We start from the raw sequence: 18,024 nt of genomic DNA on the forward strand, positions 1-18,024 counted from the left end.
ATGAAAATGATGATGATGTCGGTTATTGAGCAGAGGTAAGTATCGCAAATATTTTCTTACTTATTCAACAAATTTTAAATTTAATCTTTATTTTAGCCATGATATCAGTTCCCGTTAGATCAGAATTATATATACCAAATATAAAATCAACTTCCTGAAACTGCCACAGAATTGAGTTTAGCCCCATACAAATAACCTTCGATCATCGCCTCAAAATTAAAAAATATATGTTAGACCTCACTTCAAAAATTGTCAGGAATACAGACAGCTTCCTGTTAAGCGCACTCGGAAATGAAATCGTAATGATGGATACCCGGAATGGTAAGTATATAGGTCTCAACCAGGTGAGCAGTGACATTTGGAATTACCTTGAAAAAGGCCTTAGTGCAACAGAGCTGATCGACAGGCTGGTGAGTGAATATGAAGTGGAACGTGGAGAATGCGAAAGCCAAACACTTGAATGTTTGAATAAAATGGAGCAACAGGGGCTTATATCGGCAGTATAAAAACATGTACAACCCTCTGAAGAAACTGGCAGGCAAATTTAACACCCTGAGCAGTCTGTCCTTTAAAACCAAACTCCTCTTCATAGAAGCACTGGTTATATCGGGCTGGGTTAAAATATGTCTCCTCTTTTTTCCTTTTAATAGTATAATGGGCTGGTTGGGCAATGTCCATGTAGAAAGCTCATTTACGAAGGAAGACGAGACTTTAATGCTTCGCAGGGAAATCAAAAGCGCGATAGGCCTGTGCCGGAAATATGCTCCCTGGCCTACGGAATGTTATACCATGTCCCTTACCGGCAGAATTATGTTAAGGTGGCGCAAGTTAAGCAGCACTATTTACATTGGCTTTAAAAAAGAGGAGTCGGGCAAATATATGGGGCACGCCTGGCTGAGGGCAAATGACCTGTACATTTCAGGGTATAAAGAGTCTGCAGGATTCACTGTAAATTTCATTTTCAGCTAAATGCGGTCAGTTAGAGATCTGCTGAGAGCATCAGCACTGCTTTGGAAAGCCGACAAGCGCATTGCCTCTGTGAATATAATCTTAAAAATCATTCAGGCTATTCTGCCAATTTATCCCTGTATTTTCTAAAGCAACTGATAGAAGCGGTGATCCATGGGAACCAGCCCTTTGGTTGTTCCGATCGTTATTTATTATGGATCTGTACAATTGTTGTTGGCCGTTGCCGGGCAATATACGAGATATCAGCACCATTCATCAGCATAAGCTCAGGGATAAAATATCGGTAGAAGTTCTGGAGAAAGCCGTGAGTGTAGACTATTCCTATTATGAAAATCCAGCTTACCACGATACCCTGCACCTGGCCCAGCAGCAGGCCATTTTTAAAGTTTCATAATTGCTGAACAATTTTAATGGTATTCTGCTCAATAGCCTGTATTTGCTATTCCTGGTAACTTTCTTCTTTACGTTCACCAGACCTTAACTGGTATCAATCGGGCTAAAGAAGTCAGGGTATTTGGGTTCGCAGACGAGTTTATCCGTAGGTTTAAGCTGATCCGGCAGCTGATCCAGCAGGAGAAAACGAAGCAGAACACCAAACTAACCTGGTACAGTTTATTTGCTGAGGCCGGTGAAGTGATCGTGATGATCTTTATATTTGGCCTGCTGGCAAAATACACCTGGCAAAAAGTAATTACCGTAGGTACCTTTGTGATCTAAAAAATTTCGGAAATAGCAGCGGTTCTGAATGCAGATTTCAACAGGTCACCATCACTATCCTTCAGACTAAAATACATGCTGGTTTCATTTAGCCCTAAAATTTTCCTCGGGCTTTACCATCTTGCCTTGTCCTGGTCCCAGTTCCGGAAAAATAAACTTGCCGCACAGACCGATCGACAATAAGAATGATATTTTGTTGAAAGTTTCGCCATTCAAATATATTTGTTATTTTTACATTAATTATAATTTGCACTATGGAAAATCTTCAACATCAAAAAGCTGAGTTATCAAAATTAGATTCCTTCAATTCAGATCGCATCAAGAAAGCATGGAGTAAGCCAACTGTTGAAATAATTAATACGGGTGACATACAGAGCGGTGTAGACCCCATTGGTAGTGAGGCAGGTAGTGGGCCCGTATATGTAAGTTAAATACAGAATTTATGAAGACCTTTAATACTGCATTAATATTCATATTGAACGGTGACCACTGATTATATGATGATGTGCTATGTCTCTCTGTTCAGCAATAGCACAAATTTCCCTGAGTAGGTATATTGTATTTTAAAAGGTTCATTAGGCACACCTCTAAGTCAACATTCCACCATTCTTTCCAGTCATCCAGGTCATGCTGCTGCAGGATGAAGTTTTTGTAAACGTGACTCAAGCACTTTCACAAGCAGTGCCTTAACTTTTAGCTGGCCTGATAAGATACGAGCATCTGGCTTTAAGAAATGTCCTATTGTGTCTTTAACCACGGGGAGTACATTTTCGACGGAGGGATCATTCCCAAAGATTTCGTAGATCAGTACATCTGCTTTTTGTTCCCGCTTGTCGTCAACTTTATTGCTTTTAATAAATTTGTGATTTCCATTGAAACAACAATGCCATATTTCACAAGAATTTTCAAGTCAATATTCCTGCCATACAAATAATCATAGTGGAGAATATCGATCAACAGCCCTAAAATTCAACAAGATGTAATGGCAATTTTCATAATACCTGATTTTTATGTACTTTAAATGTTATAAATGAACAGTGTGATTCTAGAGCAATCGACCAATACCTTAATATTCAGACCAACTGACTACAAAACCATTTATGAGGAGCTGCACGCACTTCATGATCTGTATGCTTCACATAGCGGCGTTTCAGCAAGTAGTGTTATTGATCAGGATATGTGGCTCCCATCGGGTAACGCGGTTTCTCCGGTTAAAGCAGCACACTGCCTGTTAGAAATCCAACGTACAGCAGTATTCATTCGTGGTATAAACAAGGCAATACTTTCACTACAGGCATCATTTCCGGGACAGCGTATACATATCTTGTATGCAGGCTGTGGACCATATGCAACATTGCTTACACCATTTACATCACGTTTTACGAAGGATCAACTCACATTTCATTTACTGGACGTCAATGAACACTCATTAAACGCCGCAAAAAAGCTGTATAAAGGTTTAGAAATAGAGGAATATGTAGCTGAATGGATTTGCGGAGATGCGACGACGTACAGGTTACCCGATGATGTAACTATACACCTGGCTATTTCTGAAACTATGTTGAATGCGCTGCGAAAAGAACCACAGGTAGAGATCATGTTGAATCTGGTACCACAGTTAGATAAAAAAGCTCTTTTTATACCGAGTGATATAACAGTGACTGCGGAATTACTTGATAGCTACAAGGAGACATACAGGTATCTTGAACCCGAGAAGACGCCAGACAGGCTAAACCTGGGCACTCTTTATTCGATTGGGCGGGAACAATGTGAACCTCATAGTCAGGTTACGATAGAAATTCCACAGCAAATTGAGAACTTCAAACAACTAAACTTACTCACTACTATTACAACATTTGCTGATGAGCAGTTACAAACATACGAATGTAGTTTAAATATGCCTGTAAGAATAGCAGATGTAACCGGATATGAAGGACGGAAAATCACATTCGATTATGAACGCGGAGCTAAACCAGGGTTTAAGTATGAATGGATATAACAATACGCTCCTTATCCCCTCTAACAACCCCACTTTTTACATCAATTATTTCACCCGCAGCCGCTATCCATTATTTTTCTCAGCCTGGGAATTATCAGATAAATCTGATGATGGATGTAAATTTGGGATTTCCATAATACGTTGGCTTAAACAATGAAGGTCAAAGTAAAATAAATGAACACAATTCAAAATTGGAAAAAACAGACCAATTTAAAGACATACGCTTATAAAATACACTGACAAGTCTTGGCTATTAAGCATTGTAACTCCTTTGGGCTTTTAGCCAAAATTCTCTCCATTAACTAACCCGACGGTTTTTACGAAATATGCTGGCAGGAATGCATTGTTAAAAAATAGCGTGTTCACATTAATGATTTTAGCATCACGGCAATATATATTTATACATTGTTGATCTGATACAATTGTGCCTGCAGGCAATTGCCTTGCATCAGTATCACCAATAATTACAGCATCCATAAGCTTCACTTCTTGTCCTTTAAAAAAACTCAATGCTCCTTTATTCCAGGGATTACAAGCCCGCACCAGGTTGCATATTTCGGAAGCATCCATCTCTTCCCAATTTATCAGTACATCCTTTAAACCAGGTCGATTTTGATACTCCATAACCATATTCGTCGTATCAATATAGGGCAAAGGCATTCGCTGCATTAATAAACGCAGTATAAAGAACACTCCTTCTACACAAAGCTGACTAAGCAGATCATTTACAGATTGGTAATTGTAATGTGAAAGATTAGGACTCTCTTTCATCCAAACCACCGGGCCGTCATCGAATTTCTCTGACAACCGATGAATTGTAAGCCCCACACTATTGATTCCCTTTTTCAGTTGCCAAAAAACAGGCACAGGACCTCTGAAACCAGGTAAGGGTCCAAAATGAATATTAAACAACAGTGTGGTGTTATTCTTTAAACGATCCAGCCTGATCAACCAGGAATAGCCTAATATAAAACATACATCATAATTACCTTTTTTAAGCCACTGGTAAACATCTTGCTCCGTATTTTTTTCTTCGGTAAAAGATATATTGGTTTGTTGAACAAATGCTGCTACTCTTTGATTGACAAATTGGTCGGGTGATGGGCTAAAAAACACATACACCTGCAGCCCCTGAGCTGCAAGTGTATAAGTAAAGGGTATAAAAGAGTCTGTATTTGAAATAATGCCTATACGCATGTATAATATTAACTATTAAGGCCGTACAGGATAAAGCCCATTTATACAAATAATATAATTGAGAGCCAGAAAAGGCATAATATTGGCATGTGCCTGAGAACCTCCGGTATTAGAGAGCACCTGTGTATCTAACGCTCTCACCGATGCTCCGGTAGCATTGCCAGGTACATATCCTACTCCTGCCCCCGCCGACGAATTTACCACTCCTAAGTAGGATGTGTTGCTAGGAGCATTAACACTAGCCGGACTAGTTACTGTACTTACGGTAAGATTATGATTATGTGCAGGTAATTGTGCTTCAGTAAGAGCAACGGTTTCTGCCCCTCCAACACTACCTAATATCCGCGAAGTTAGCCCTGTACCTAATCCCTGGCCAACAGTCAATCTGCCTCTTAAGTCAGGTACCTTAAAATCTGTTGGCCCATTACTTCCATAAGTACTTCCGATTAAAGAGTATAGAGCTTCATTGCCCTGAACCGTTAAAGTCGCGCCATTACACATCATCCAGTCTACAGGGGCATAAGTTCCTGCAAAGGCTCTGATTTCGCCTAAATAATAGTCTGCCATATTTTTTAGATTAAAATTATAAATGAATTATTATGGTCTTGGTGGATATAATCCAAGAACAGCGATACAAAAATTAATTGTTTGAAAAGGCTGCATGTTACTATGTGGTGATCCCGCTCCGGTATTTCCAACTGTGTCCGGATTTAAAGTAGTTGTAGCACCCGCACTGGTATTATAGATATTAACCTGTGTTGAACCACCATTTGGGATTGCCAGGATGCCTCCTGCTAATCCTACTGATCCCAAAGCATTTTTTGCAGACACATAATGGTTATGCGGAGGCATTGTAGCCGTTTCAAGAGCCACTGTTTCCGAGCCACCATTGTTTCCTATAGTATAGGTATACGCTGGACTTGCTCCCCTGACCCCCGTTCCTACAGGTACACGTCCTCTTAAATCAGGTAAAGCAAAGGTAGTTGTACCATTGCCTCCAAATCTAGTGCCGAGTAAAGAATATAATGCTTGATTCTGGCTTAGAGGTAATAAACTTCCATCACAAAGTGCCCAGCCTTCTGGTGCATAACTACAAGCAAACGCTCTGATCTCACCTAAAAAATTGTCTGTCATTTCGAATTTTATATTTAATTTCCAAATTAGTTTGTTAAGGTCTGCTTGGATAATATCCATTAAAGCAGATGGCGTAAGTTACTGCAAGATAAGGTTGCCTGTTTTCATGAGCACCACCTCCTCCTGTCTGCGTAACTGACGAAGGATTTAACAGGGTATCAGGAGTACCAGGAGGAACATATCCACTTGCGGAAGTAAACGTTGTCGCACCCGCCCCTCCATAACCAAAATTTGTTAAATAGGAAGTGTTACCTGCAGTATTTGTCCTGAATCCAGTAGCCCCTATTGCACCATTAAAGACATGGTCATGGTTTGGAATCTGGTTTACTGTCAGCCCAGCTTTTTCAGTACCTCCGGTTTGTGCAAGTGTATAAGCACTTGTAGTTGGACCTTGCCCTGCACCAATGATTGCTTCTCCCTGGAGATTAGGAACTTTAAAATTTTGCCCCAGCGTTCCTCCATAAACAGTACCAATCACAGAATAGAGTGCCTGGTACTGAGCCAAAGGGTAAGTCGCACCATTACAGGCAAGCCAGCCATCGGGTATCCAATCGAAAGCAAAAGGTCTTACTTCACCAATAAATGCATCCATAAATGATAAGATTAAATTAAAAATGATTGTTAATTTTTTTGAAATTATATAAATATCTAGAGTAATTTATAATGTATAGTTTTAAAATCCAAGCATTTGTTTATAAAAAAATATTTTTTTTATTAGCACAGAGAGTTAACTAATTATATGAATAGTTCTGGCTTTAACCAAAATAGCTATAAAATGACACTAAATCGATTTTGTAACATAGTTTTAAGCAGATTGTATTATTCGCCGTTAAGAAAATCTTTAGGAAGATAAATATCCTATCAGGTTAATCAAATTCTGGTTTTTGGAAATTATTCTGGATTCCGACGAATTGAATCATATTCTTTCCTGATCAGGGAGTTACCCAGTGTATTTGCAACAATTGATAACAAAAAATATACTCATCTGTCCAACAGCAGCCCGATCAAAACAGTGTCAAAAATGCCGTTCACTTGAGTAACTTTTTGATTTCTTTATTCAGAATTGGGATTATTTATATGTTTATTTGTAATTAGATTCTAAAGCATTACTAAACCGATTAATCCTTTTTTATGCTACTCAGCATTCTTAACGTTATTTTTTGCATTTCATTTATTGGCTTCGCTTATGTAAACCTGAATGATGATGACTCCTGGCTATGGGTACCAATTTATATGGTGGCAGCCATTTGCTGCGGGTTGGTTGTTTTCGGACTTTATTATCCGTTAATATACCTTGGAGCCATTGCCTTTTACCTGATCTACGCAGTAATTCTGTTTTTTGCGGAAGATGGTGTAAAAGACTGGATTGTAAAATACAGGCGTCCAAGCCTGGTGGAGAGTATGCAGGCTACGAAACCATACATTGAAAAGGCAAGGGAATTCTTCGGCTTGCTGATTATCAGTGCTGCTTTGGCCATTAACTATTTTGTCGCAGTCAATTAAATTTGATCTCATGCATTTAACGGATCCTCACACCACCAGAACAATTGATGGGCTCTTTACGAGCATCATCCACAGGCACCTTTCGGAACAGGCTGAAGCCTGGCTTCAGGCAAAAGCCACGGCAGTAAAGACGGAGCAGGGCAGCATGCAACTCAACATGGCCTTTGCACAGCTGCCGAGGATGACCACAAAGGCCGCTTTACAGCTGAAAGCCGAAGAGGTCCAGGAGATAGATGCGCTGATGCCGGGGCTATCGGTGACGACGTGGAGCATCGACCAGCTATCGCGCGTATGGCTGCTGATGCAGGTCCCCGATGCGGATCAGGACAGCTACCTTAAAAAGATCAATGGCCTTTTTATCGCCGCAGAGATGAATGAACTGGTGGCATTGTATGCGGCACTTCCGCTGTTAAGTTACTCCCAGGAATGGGCATTCCGTTGTACTGAGGGCATCAGGAGTAACATCGGAACGGTACTGGAGGCCATCATGTACCACAACCCATACCCATTCCGGTATCTTCCGGAAACGGCATGGAATCAATTGGTGCTGAAAGCATTTTTTACAGAAAAAGACGTTGAATTGATATACGGGCTGATGGAAAGAAACAATAAGGCGCTGCAACAGACGCTGAAAGACTATGTGGAAGAGCGTGATGCCGCAGGGCGCACCATCAACCCATGGATCCATCGACTGATTAAAGGACAATAAAATATTTTAAACATGTGTTGTAACGAGAATTTTAACGACAGGAACCAGGAAGAGAAAGTACAGACCACACTGCACCTGGAAGAGATCAGCGGGATGAAGTTTTTCGATCCTCATGTACACATGACCTCACGCACTACGGACGACTACCAGGCGATGGCAGATGCAGGCATTGTTGCCCTGATTGAGCCTGCCTTTTGGTTAGGTCAGCCACGGACAGGCGTAGACAGCTTCACAGATTACTACAGCAGTCTGATCGGATGGGAGCGTTTCCGTTCTTCACAATTCGGCATCAAACATTACTGCACCATAGGCCTCAACTCGCGCGAGGCCAACAACGAAGCGCTGGCGGAGCAGGTGATGGAGCTCCTTCCTCATTTCATCTTCAAGGATGGGGTAGTTGGCATCGGCGAGATTGGCTTTGACGATCAGACGGCGGCAGAGGATAAATATTTCCGCCTGCAGCTGGAGCTGGCAAAAGAAGCATCCTTGCCGGTGCAGGTACATACTCCACACCGGGACAAGAAGAAAGGTACACAACGGAGTATGGACATTGCCATAGAACATGGCCTCTCCCCATACAGCGTCATCATCGATCATAACAATGAGGAAACAGTGAAAGAAGTACTCGACCGTGGTTTCTGGGCTGCTTTTACGATCTATCCTTTTACAAAAATGGGCAACGAACGTATGGTGGAGGTCGTGAGACAATATGGTTCCGAGCGCATCATGATCAACTCTGCGGCCGACTGGGGCATCAGCGATCCATTGGCGGTACCAAAGACTGCTGCACTGATGAAAAGATCAGGCATCAGCATGGAGGACATCGAGCTGGTGAGCTACCGCAATGCCATTACTGCTTTTGCACAAAGTGGCCAGGTTGATGAGGAGGATTTTCTCAGGGTAAAAAATATCGACCAGAGTCAGAAGTTCCAGAGCAACTCGATCCTTCGCGGGGGGCAGCAGCCGAGGGTAGACAAAAACTCTATCATTATCTCCTAAAAATTGGAAAAGAGACTGGCCTATATTAGAATGATGCGTCCTGCAAATGTGGTGACCTCCGTTGCAGATGTGCTTGCAGGCATTGCCATATCCGGCTATTTCCTTTCTCCGGTGATGAGCATGGCTTATATTGATCCGGTGCTCCTGCTCTGTCTGTCGACCATCGGCTTATACTCCGGTGGGATCATCTTCAATGATGTTTTCGACTTCGAGCTGGACAAGCTGGAACGGCCGGAGCGTGCACTGCCGAGTGGCATCGTCAGCATCAGGGAAGCCACCATTTTTGGAGCAATCTGCTTTGCCGTAGGCATCATCGCCGCTGCATTTGTGAATACCACTTCACTCAGTATGGCTCTGCTGGTGATGATTGCCGCACTAACCTATGACAAATGGGGCAAACACCTATCGCTGATAGGCCCTGTGAATATGGGCCTTTGTCGCGGGTTAAACCTGCTGCTGGGCGTCACCATCATCTCCACTGTTCCTGAAGGCTGGTGGCTGATTATTGCCGTTATTCCCATCATTTATATTGCTTCTATCACGATGATCAGCAGAGGCGAAGTACATGGCGGCAGCAAAAAGATGCTTTACTTTGCGGCATTGCTGTACATCCTTGTGGTGACCTTTATCCTTTTCATTGCACACAATAAGGGGCATTTCCTGCTGACCCTTGTTTTTGTTGTCCCCTTTTACTGGATGATCTTTACACCTTTATTCAAAGCGATGGAAGATCCCGTAGGGAAAAACATAGGCAAGGCTGTAAAGGCAGGTGTTATTGCCCTGATCCTGCTCAACGCCGCATGGGCCAGCGCCTTCGGCATCTGGTACATTGCCCTCGTTATTGCGCTCCTGTTACCATTATCCATATGGCTAAGTAAAACTTTTGCCGTCACCTAAAACCCGTCATCCGGTTTCAAACAGATGAGGAATTTCAATTATGAGTCATTTAAAACAATCTTTCAGCGTAAAGTTCGAATATCAGATTTATTTCAGTGCAGGCCTGTTCCAGCCTGAAAACCGGACATTTGCCGACTTCCTGAACATCAGACAGTCCAGCGCTTCCAGAAAAATCTTTTTTGTGGTGGACGAAGGAGTTGCTGCAGCACACCCTGAGCTGATCAACAACATAAAAACTTATTTCCAGCAACATCAGGAGGTGCAGCTCGTCGCCGACGTCATGGTGGTTCCCGGTGGGGAGCCCTCAAAAAACAGCACCGCCTTGTTTGATGAGCTGATTGCCGCTGTAAACACTTATGGCATCGACAGGCATTCCTTTGTTGCTGCCATTGGTGGTGGTGCCGTGCTTGACCTTGTGGGATATGCTTCGGCAGTAGCACACCGCGGCATCCGTCACATCCGCATCCCGACGACCGTACTTTCACAAAACGATTCCGGCATAGGGGTAAAAAACGGGATCAACTACAGGGGCAAGAAAAACTTCCTGGGCACCTTTGCACCACCCGCAGCCGTATTTAATGATGAGCAGTTTCTGCTGACATTGAGCGACAGGGACTGGCGGTCGGGGATCTCTGAAGCCATTAAGGTCGCCCTGATCAAGGACCTGCCTTTCTTTGAATGGATTGAAGCACATACTCATCAGCTGGCGGCACGCGATATGGAAACCATGAACTACCTGATCAAGCGTTGTGCACAACTGCACCTCGACCATATTGGTGGCGACGATCCTTTTGAAACCGGTTCCGCAAGACCCCTCGACTTTGGACATTGGAGTGCCCATAAGCTGGAGCAACTCAGCAACTTCGCCATCCTGCATGGAGAGGCGGTTGCTATGGGTATCGCGCTGGACAGCAGCTACTCTTATATCAAAGGGATGCTGACCGAAAGCCAGCTGCAACGCATTCTTAATGTATTACATGCCCTTTCTTTCGACATTTCCAACCCACTGATCCAGATCAGCAACAGCAATTCGGTCATCCTTACGGGATTAAAGGAGTTCCAGGAACACCTTGGCGGGCTGCTGACGATCACCCTCCTTACAGCACTCGGAGTAGGCAAAGAGGTGCATGAGATGGATGAGCAGCAGCTCATCGAAGCCAGCAACTATGTGTCGGCATTTATGCTGGAAAAAACAGGCGTATCTACGATTAATCATTAACGATGAAGTTAAACACCGGTCATCTGACCTACTGTACCAATATACACTCCGGCAAAAACTGGGCGGAGGATTTTGAAATCTTAAAACACGACTTTCCGGCCATCAAATCAATGGTGGCACCCCGGCAAGCGCTGGGCCTTGGCCTGAGGTTGTCACATGAGGCGAGTTTATCACTCAGCAGTCCGGAGGAAATGGCGACCTTCAAAGCATGGCTGCAGCAGCAGGATGCCTACATATTTACCATGAACGGCTTCCCTTACGGAGCGTTTCACCACGCTGTCGTGAAGGCTGAAGTACATGCGCCCGACTGGACCACTGAAGCGCGGCTGTCGTATACGCTGCGCCTTTTTGACCTGTTGGCGCAACTGCTTCCTGCAGGAATGGATGGTGGCATTTCCACCTCCCCACTCACTTACCGCTATTGGTTTAGTGAGCAGGAGACCTTTGCTGAGGCACGAAAAACGGCTACGGCAAACCTCATTAAGGTGATCAAAAGACTTGCTGAGCTGGAACGCGAAACCGGAAAGCTGATGCACCTGGATATGGAACCAGAGCCAGATGGGATGCTCGAAACCGGCAGGGAGTTTATCGACTGGTTTGAACAGGACCTGCTGCCAGCCGGCATTCCGGTACTGGCCGAAGCCCTTCAGATTGATCATGCAGCAGCAGCTGTACTCGTCAGAAGACACCTGTGCCTGTGTTACGATGTCTGCCACTTTGCGATGGGCTACGAGGATCACGAAGCCGTGCTACAGGAGCTCAATGAAAAAGGCATCCAGATTGGAAAGATACAGATCAGCGCAGCCCTGAAGGCTGAGTTTAGAGGCGACAGAGATAAGATTAAAGCGGCGTTTAGTGCCTTTAATGAGCCAACCTACCTGCACCAGGTGGTAGCCAGAAAAGAGGATGGGGAGTTACTGCGCTACCGCGACTTACCTGAAGCACTGCAGGACTTCAGCCATGATGGCGTATCGGAATGGCGCTCACATTTCCATGTACCCATTTCGGTAAAGGAAATCGGCCCGCTTCAATCCACACAGGACGACATTGTTGCTGTTCTGAAGCTGCAGGAATCGTCACCTTTCACCAACCATCTGGAAGTGGAGACCTACACCTGGGAAGTACTTCCTGAACAATTGAAACTTCCAATTACAGAGAGCATCAGCAATGAGCTCAACTGGGTAAAAAACAACCTATCCTCTTAAAACGTCCACAATGAAGAAGACCGTAGTTATAGATGTTGTCGGTTTATCGGCAAACCTGATTGGAAAACACACCCCTTTTCTGGAAGCCTACAGCAAAAAGAAAAACCTGAGTAGCATTGCCCCGATGTTGCCTGCGGTGACCACCGCGGTACAGTCGACCTACCTGACCGGCAAACTGCCTTCTGCACATGGCGTAGTGGGGAACGGATGGTACGACCATACCGATGCTGAAGTGAAGTTCTGGAAACAGTCCAATAAATTGGTGCAATCAGATAAAATCTGGGATAAGGCTAAAAAGGAAGACCCCTCATTTACCTGCGCCAATATGTTCTGGTGGTACAACATGTACTCGAACGCTGATTACTCGGTCACGCCCAGGCCAAACTACCTTGCCGATGGACGCAAACTGCCGGATTGTTATTCACACCCGGCATCGCTCAGGGACGTGCTTCAGGAGAAACTCGGACAGTTTCCCCTGTTTCAGTTCTGGGGACCCGGAGCGAACATTAAATCTTCTAAATGGATTGCAGAAGCCTCAAAGATCAATGAGGTCATGCACAACCCTACCCTAACCCTGATTTATCTGCCGCATCTCGACTATTGTCTGCAGAAGTTTGGTCATGACTTTGACAAGATCGGCAAAGAGCTAACCGAAATTGACACGCTCGTTCAGGATCTGGTTACGTTTTATGAGGAACGCAATGCAAATGTGATCATCCTTTCAGAGTATGGCATCAACCCGGTCAATCATCCCATCCACCTCAACCGGATTTTCAGGGAACACGGACTATTACAGATTCGTGTGGAACGAGGGCTGGAGCTGTTGGATGCGGGTGCCTCTAAAGCTTTTGTAGTAGCCGACCATCAGGTGGCACATGTATACATTAATGATGCTTCGGTACGTGAACAGGTGCAGCAGATCTTAAAAAGTACTCCTGGTATTGCATTGATACTGGATGAAGAGGGGAAGCATAAACATGGCATAAACCATGAACGGGCAGGAGATTTTGTGCTGATGGCCGAAACAGAAAGCTGGTTTACCTACTATTTCTGGCTGGATGATGCATTGGCTCCTGATTATGCAAGATGTGTAGACATCTTTAAGAAACCTGGATATGATCCTGTGGAGATGTTTATGTCTTCCAAAGGAAGGGCTGCATACAAGTTATTACGCAAGAAAGCAGGGTTCCGTTATGTAATGGATGTAATCCCACTTGACGCCACGTTAATCAAAGGATCGCATGGTGCAACAAACACTGCTGAAGGTTTTCATCCAGTACTGATCAGCGACCAGAAGCCAGAGGCTAAGTTCGTCGCTACAGATGTATTTGATGTGATCTGGAACAGCCTGACCGCAAAGGTTTAGGTCAGGCTGAGGCCATAGGCGTATTTTCGACTACTCCTTAATTAACAGGAACCAATTTATATATGGTGCCCGGTGATTCAACAGCAATGTAGATAAACCCGTCAGGTGCCATTCGGACATCCCTGAGTCTGCCAATATTTTTAAAGAGAATCTCTTCTTCTACTACTTTGTTGTTTTTGATTACAGATCTGTTCAGGTATTGGAAACGCAGGGATCCGGTAAGGAGGTTTCCTTCCCATCCTTTGTATTTGTTGCCGGTCACGAAAGCCATTCCACTCGGTCCGATAGAAGGGATCCAATAATGTATGGGAGCAGTAATGCCCTCCTTCTCAGAAATGCTACTGATGATTTTACCGTTATAATTGATGCCGTAGGTAGCAACAGGCCAGCCATAATTGCTGCCTGGTTTGATGATGTTGATCTCATCCCCGCCTCTTGGTCCATGCTCATTCTCCCAGATTTCCCCGGTTACGGGATGAATGGTCAGTCCTTGCGGATTGCGGTTTCCATAAGTGTAAATCGAGGTTTGTGCATCTTTGACCTTCACAAAGGGATTGTCGGACGGAATGCTGCCATCACTTTTGATGCGGTGGATTTTTCCAAGGGCATTACCTTTAATTTCCTGTGGGTTTTGCTTTTCATTGCCACGTTCACCAACGGAGAAGTACAGGTACCCGTCTTTGCCGAACTGCATCCTCGAACCATAATGATGTTGCGTACGCTGCCATGGCATGGCGACAAAAATGTCCTGCTGCGCGGTCAGCTGATCATCTTCCAATCTCGCCTTCAGGATTGCCGTTGTCGCCAGCAGCGTGCCGTTTTCATTTTTAAATTTAGCGTAAGACAGGTAAATGGTTTTGTTGCTGGCAAATGCAGGATCAAGGATGACATCCATGAGGCCGCCTTGTCCGCGGTTGAGCACTTCCGGTGCGCCACTGATGGCATGGAGGCTACGGTCGGTCCCTACCCTGTAAAACTTACCATTTCGGTCAGTGACCAGCAACTCTCCTTTTGGGAGAAAAGCCATTCCCCAGGGTACATCCATTCCAGTTGCAACGGTATCCAAACGAATGCTGCCCGTCTTTGTTTTGAAGAGGTTACTTGACGGTTTATTGTTATCCGCGTAGCGGTCTACATTTTTGATCCCGGTCAGGATGTAATCGGCAAGCTCATTGATTTCCTTATCGGTGAAAGTGGAATCGAATGATGGCATGCCATCATTAGCATTACCATGTTTGATGGTATTGAAAAGATCTTCTTTTTTATTGCCATGTTTCCATTGCCGGTCTACAAAAGCATCCATTTTCTCGCCATGGCAACCGCTGCAGTAGGTGCGGTAGTTTTCGGCAGGCAGGTCTTTGCCAGGCAGCACTTCTGCGGGCAATGTTTTATGCAAGGGCTGGTGCGCCGTATTTTGCTGCTGTGTATAGCTGAGGTAGCCACCCGTCAGGGCAGCAAGAACCAGCGTTGTTCCAACATATTTAATCATAAACTAAGGCTTAGGGTGTTTGTTGAAGCCAATTTAAGCATTTGAGGAGCCGCATTTCAGAAAACAGAAAAAATAATCGTAAAATAGTTGTGCGTTTTGCAATGCATCACGATTTATTATCAGCGAGCTCACAATTTATTAATAATCGAAGACCTAAATTTGTCGCTTAATTTATTAACACCACCAAACATGGATTCCAGAAGATCATTCTTAAAGAAAGCGGCCTTATTATCTGGCGCAGCCGTAGCACCCAACGTCATTCCCATGTCCATCCAAAAAGCAATGGCCATCAGTGCTGATCCGGGCACTACATTTTACGATGCCGAGCATGTCGTCTTTCTGATGCAGGAGAACAGGTCTTTTGATCATATGTTTGGTAAGCTGAAAGGAGTACGTGGTTTCAATGACCCCCGCAGTTTCAGCCTTCCCGACCTGAACAAGGTCTGGATGCAAAAAGATAAAGACGGCAAAACCTACGCACCTTTTCATATCGACATCAATAAGACAAAGATCACCTGGCAGGGTGGCTTGCCACACTCCTGGAACGACCAGCTGGCAGCCCGCAATGGCGGTAAGTATGACCATTGGATCGAGGCGAAGACACACATGTGCCTTGGACATTATGACCGTACCGATGTTCCTTTCTACTATGCCATGGCTGACGCTTTCACAATCTGTGACCATCACTTCTGCTCCTCACTGACAGGCACCACACCAAACAGGTTATTTTTCTGGACAGGCACCATCCGCCCTGAGCAGAACGGCACCTCAGTAGCTGCGGTCAATAATTCACAGGCAGAATCCAGGGATAATGTCTTCATCGACTGGGACACTTTTCCTGAATTGCTGGAAGACCATGATGTAAGCTGGAAGATCTATCAGAATGAAATCTGGACGGCAGACCTGAAGGGAGATACGGTAGACGACTGGTTGGGCAACTATGGCGACAACGCCATTGAGTACGTCAAACGTTACCATGTAAAGCTGTCGGCATATTTCAGAAAAAATGGTGATGCCACAGCAAAGCCAGCACTGACAGCTGCAGAAGTAACCGCAAAATATAACGCGCTGACAGAAAGAGAAAAGAACCTGATCGACAAAGCGTTCGCGACCAACATTAATGCCCCGGAGAACTACCTGGAGCTGGCTCCTTTTACCTTCAACAACGATCTGGGTACAGAGGAAACGTTAAACATCCCGAAAAACGACATATTTCATCAGTTCAGGGCTGATGTAGACAATGGAAACCTGCCAACGGTATCCTGGCTGGTGGCCCCACAGCGTTTCTCGGACCATACCAGCTCGCCGCTATACGGCACCTGGTATGTGTCTGAAGCCATCGACATCCTGACTAAAAATCCGGAGGTATGGAAGAAGACCATTTTCATTCTCACTTACGATGAGAATGATGGTTATTTCGACCATATTCCTCCTTATGTAGTCCCTAAACCAGGCGATGAACAATCGGGTAAGGTCTCTGCGAAGATCGACACCGCTGCGGATTACGAACTGACGAAAGACAGCCCAATCGGACTGGGCTACCGTGTGCCGATGCTGATTGCCTCGCCATGGAGCAAAGGTGGTTATGTCAACTCGCAGGTTTTTGACCATACCTCCTGCCTGATGTTTCTTGAAAACTTTCTCGCAAAAAAAACAGGTAAACAGATCAGAAGCAAAAACATCAGCAGCTGGCGACGTGCCATTTGCGGCGACCTAAGTTCAGCTTTCAGGCCTGCAAAAGCTGATGTGTCCAACCCTGTAACGCCATTGAAGCGCGAAGAGGTCATCACAGGAATACAGAACGCCAGACACCGTCCGGCACAGGTAAAGCCAGATCCGCTGACCGCCGCGGAAATCAGTGCGATCAATTCATATCCCTCGTTTGCTGAACAGTCGCCCTCGGCCATGCCGAAGCAGGAAAGGGGTACAAAACCGGCATGTGCACTTCCTTATGAACTGTTTGCCGACTGTAGCCTGAATGCAGGGGCAAAGCAACTGGAGCTCCAGCTGGGCAGCGCCAAAGGTAGCTTTGGACAAGCGCAGGTACCTGCAGGGGCACCTTTCCTGGTGTTTAGCAAAAAGCCCTACCAGGGTAAAACAGGCAAAACATGGTCGTATGCCGTGGTGGCTGGGGATCAGCTGAATGACCACTTTGACTTGGCCTCATTTGATCAGCAACACTACCAGCTTTGCATCAGCGGCCCCAATGGCTTCTTCAGAGAATGTCAGGGTGACATCAAAGACCCTTTGCTGACCATCTCCTGCCTTTATGACAATAAGGGTTTGCTGATGAAGAAAAAAACCGGGAACGTAGAGCTGCTGCTTGAGAACAAAGGCGATACCGCACTTACGGTAAATATCACCGACGACATCTATAGAAACCAGCGATCGCAGGAAATCATCCTGACTGCAAAAAGTAGCAAGAGACTGATCATCAGTCTTCAGAAAAGCGCAGGTTGGTATGATTTTAAAATCAGTCTAAAAGGCAACGAACAATATAGCAGGCATTATGCAGGTCACGTAGAGACCGGCGAAGAATCGATTACAGATCCATACATGGCCGGAATACTCTAAATCCCTGCCACCGATACAATTTGACGCATTGAAATCCTGCGCAAATG

Annotated in this window: 17 protein-coding genes; 12 read left to right on the forward strand and 5 right to left on the reverse strand. The window is 44.9% G+C overall.

Annotated features, from left to right (window positions below):
* Nucleotides 1-227: 227 nt before the first annotated feature.
* The 4 genes from PBAL39_RS06550 (at nt 228) to PBAL39_RS24570 (ending at nt 3,685) form a co-directional block, all read left to right on the forward strand.
* A complete protein-coding gene (locus PBAL39_RS06550) occupies nt 228-506 on the forward strand; it encodes a PqqD family peptide modification chaperone (protein WP_008239593.1) in 279 nt (92 codons plus the stop codon).
* Nucleotides 507-510: 4 nt separating this feature from the next.
* On the forward strand, nt 511-969 hold the full coding sequence (locus PBAL39_RS06555; RefSeq protein ID WP_008239594.1) for a lasso peptide biosynthesis B2 protein: 459 nt from the start codon (nt 511-513) through the stop codon (nt 967-969).
* 193 nt (nt 970-1,162) lie between these two features.
* Nucleotides 1,163-1,363 carry a hypothetical protein gene (locus PBAL39_RS25275; RefSeq protein ID WP_157273933.1) on the forward strand — a complete coding sequence of 67 codons (201 nt, stop codon included), beginning with the start codon at nt 1,163-1,165 and terminating at the stop codon, nt 1,361-1,363.
* A 1,353-nt stretch (nt 1,364-2,716) separates the two neighbouring features.
* Entirely contained in the window at nt 2,717-3,685 is a 969-nt protein-coding gene (locus PBAL39_RS24570) for a class I SAM-dependent methyltransferase (RefSeq protein WP_008239600.1), read from the forward strand.
* Nucleotides 3,686-3,964: 279 nt separating this feature from the next.
* Here the strand turns inward: PBAL39_RS24570 and PBAL39_RS06570 are convergent, their stop codons facing one another.
* From PBAL39_RS06570 to PBAL39_RS06585, 4 genes are read right to left on the reverse strand one after another with little or no spacing between them, the layout of a single operon-like run.
* A complete protein-coding gene (locus PBAL39_RS06570) occupies nt 3,965-4,882 on the reverse strand; it encodes a formyltransferase family protein (RefSeq protein WP_008239607.1) in 918 nt (305 codons plus the stop codon).
* 15 nt (nt 4,883-4,897) lie between these two features.
* A complete protein-coding gene (locus PBAL39_RS06575) occupies nt 4,898-5,449 on the reverse strand; it encodes a phage tail protein (RefSeq protein WP_008239608.1) in 552 nt (183 codons plus the stop codon).
* Between the two features lie 30 nt (nt 5,450-5,479).
* A complete protein-coding gene (locus tag PBAL39_RS06580) occupies nt 5,480-6,076 on the reverse strand; it encodes a phage tail protein (RefSeq protein WP_008239609.1) in 597 nt (198 codons plus the stop codon).
* Nucleotides 6,051-6,608 carry a phage tail protein gene (locus PBAL39_RS06585; RefSeq protein WP_008239610.1) on the reverse strand — a complete coding sequence of 186 codons (558 nt, stop codon included), beginning with the start codon at nt 6,606-6,608 and terminating at the stop codon, nt 6,051-6,053. The genes PBAL39_RS06580 and PBAL39_RS06585 overlap by 26 nt, the downstream gene beginning before the upstream one ends.
* Nucleotides 6,609-7,147: 539 nt before the next feature.
* Between PBAL39_RS06585 and PBAL39_RS06590 the strand changes: the two genes are divergently transcribed.
* The 7 genes from PBAL39_RS06590 to PBAL39_RS06620 are packed head-to-tail and all read left to right on the forward strand — an operon-like array spanning nt 7,148 to nt 13,914.
* Nucleotides 7,148-7,519 carry a transmembrane 220 family protein gene (locus PBAL39_RS06590; RefSeq protein ID WP_008239611.1) on the forward strand — a complete coding sequence of 124 codons (372 nt, stop codon included), beginning with the start codon at nt 7,148-7,150 and terminating at the stop codon, nt 7,517-7,519.
* A gap of 10 nt (nt 7,520-7,529) precedes the next feature.
* Entirely contained in the window at nt 7,530-8,228 is a 699-nt protein-coding gene (locus PBAL39_RS06595) for an EboA domain-containing protein (protein ID WP_008239612.1), read from the forward strand.
* Nucleotides 8,229-8,240: 12 nt separating this feature from the next.
* The gene (locus PBAL39_RS06600; protein WP_008239613.1) at nt 8,241-9,227 is read left to right on the forward strand and encodes a TatD family hydrolase; all 987 of its coding nucleotides are present in this window, start codon (nt 8,241-8,243) and stop codon (nt 9,225-9,227) included.
* A 3-nt stretch (nt 9,228-9,230) separates the two neighbouring features.
* Nucleotides 9,231-10,124 carry a UbiA-like protein EboC gene (gene eboC / locus PBAL39_RS06605; protein ID WP_198139786.1) on the forward strand — a complete coding sequence of 298 codons (894 nt, stop codon included), beginning with the start codon at nt 9,231-9,233 and terminating at the stop codon, nt 10,122-10,124.
* A gap of 40 nt (nt 10,125-10,164) precedes the next feature.
* Nucleotides 10,165-11,343, forward strand: coding sequence for a 3-dehydroquinate synthase (locus PBAL39_RS06610; protein ID WP_008239621.1), 1,179 nt, complete (start codon nt 10,165-10,167; stop codon nt 11,341-11,343).
* A gap of 2 nt (nt 11,344-11,345) precedes the next feature.
* The gene (eboE, locus tag PBAL39_RS06615) at nt 11,346-12,548 is read left to right on the forward strand and encodes a metabolite traffic protein EboE (RefSeq protein ID WP_008239623.1); all 1,203 of its coding nucleotides are present in this window, start codon (nt 11,346-11,348) and stop codon (nt 12,546-12,548) included.
* A gap of 10 nt (nt 12,549-12,558) precedes the next feature.
* Entirely contained in the window at nt 12,559-13,914 is a 1,356-nt protein-coding gene (locus PBAL39_RS06620; RefSeq protein WP_008239625.1) for an alkaline phosphatase family protein, read from the forward strand.
* A 37-nt stretch (nt 13,915-13,951) separates the two neighbouring features.
* On the opposite strand, the gene PBAL39_RS06625 is transcribed toward PBAL39_RS06620, so the two are convergent.
* Complete coding sequence (locus PBAL39_RS06625) at nt 13,952-15,403, reverse strand: PQQ-dependent sugar dehydrogenase (protein WP_008239627.1); 1,452 nt, start codon at nt 15,401-15,403, stop codon at nt 13,952-13,954.
* A gap of 189 nt (nt 15,404-15,592) precedes the next feature.
* Here PBAL39_RS06625 and PBAL39_RS06630 point away from each other — a divergent pair, with 189 nt between their 5' ends.
* Nucleotides 15,593-17,977, forward strand: a complete 2,385-nt coding sequence (locus PBAL39_RS06630; RefSeq protein ID WP_039866207.1) for a phosphocholine-specific phospholipase C — start codon at nt 15,593-15,595, stop codon at nt 17,975-17,977.
* The last annotated feature ends 47 nt before the right edge of the window (nt 17,978-18,024 follow it).

Source organism: Pedobacter sp. BAL39, from assembly GCF_000170795.1.
Classification (GTDB): Bacteria; Bacteroidota; Bacteroidia; order Sphingobacteriales; family Sphingobacteriaceae; genus Pedobacter.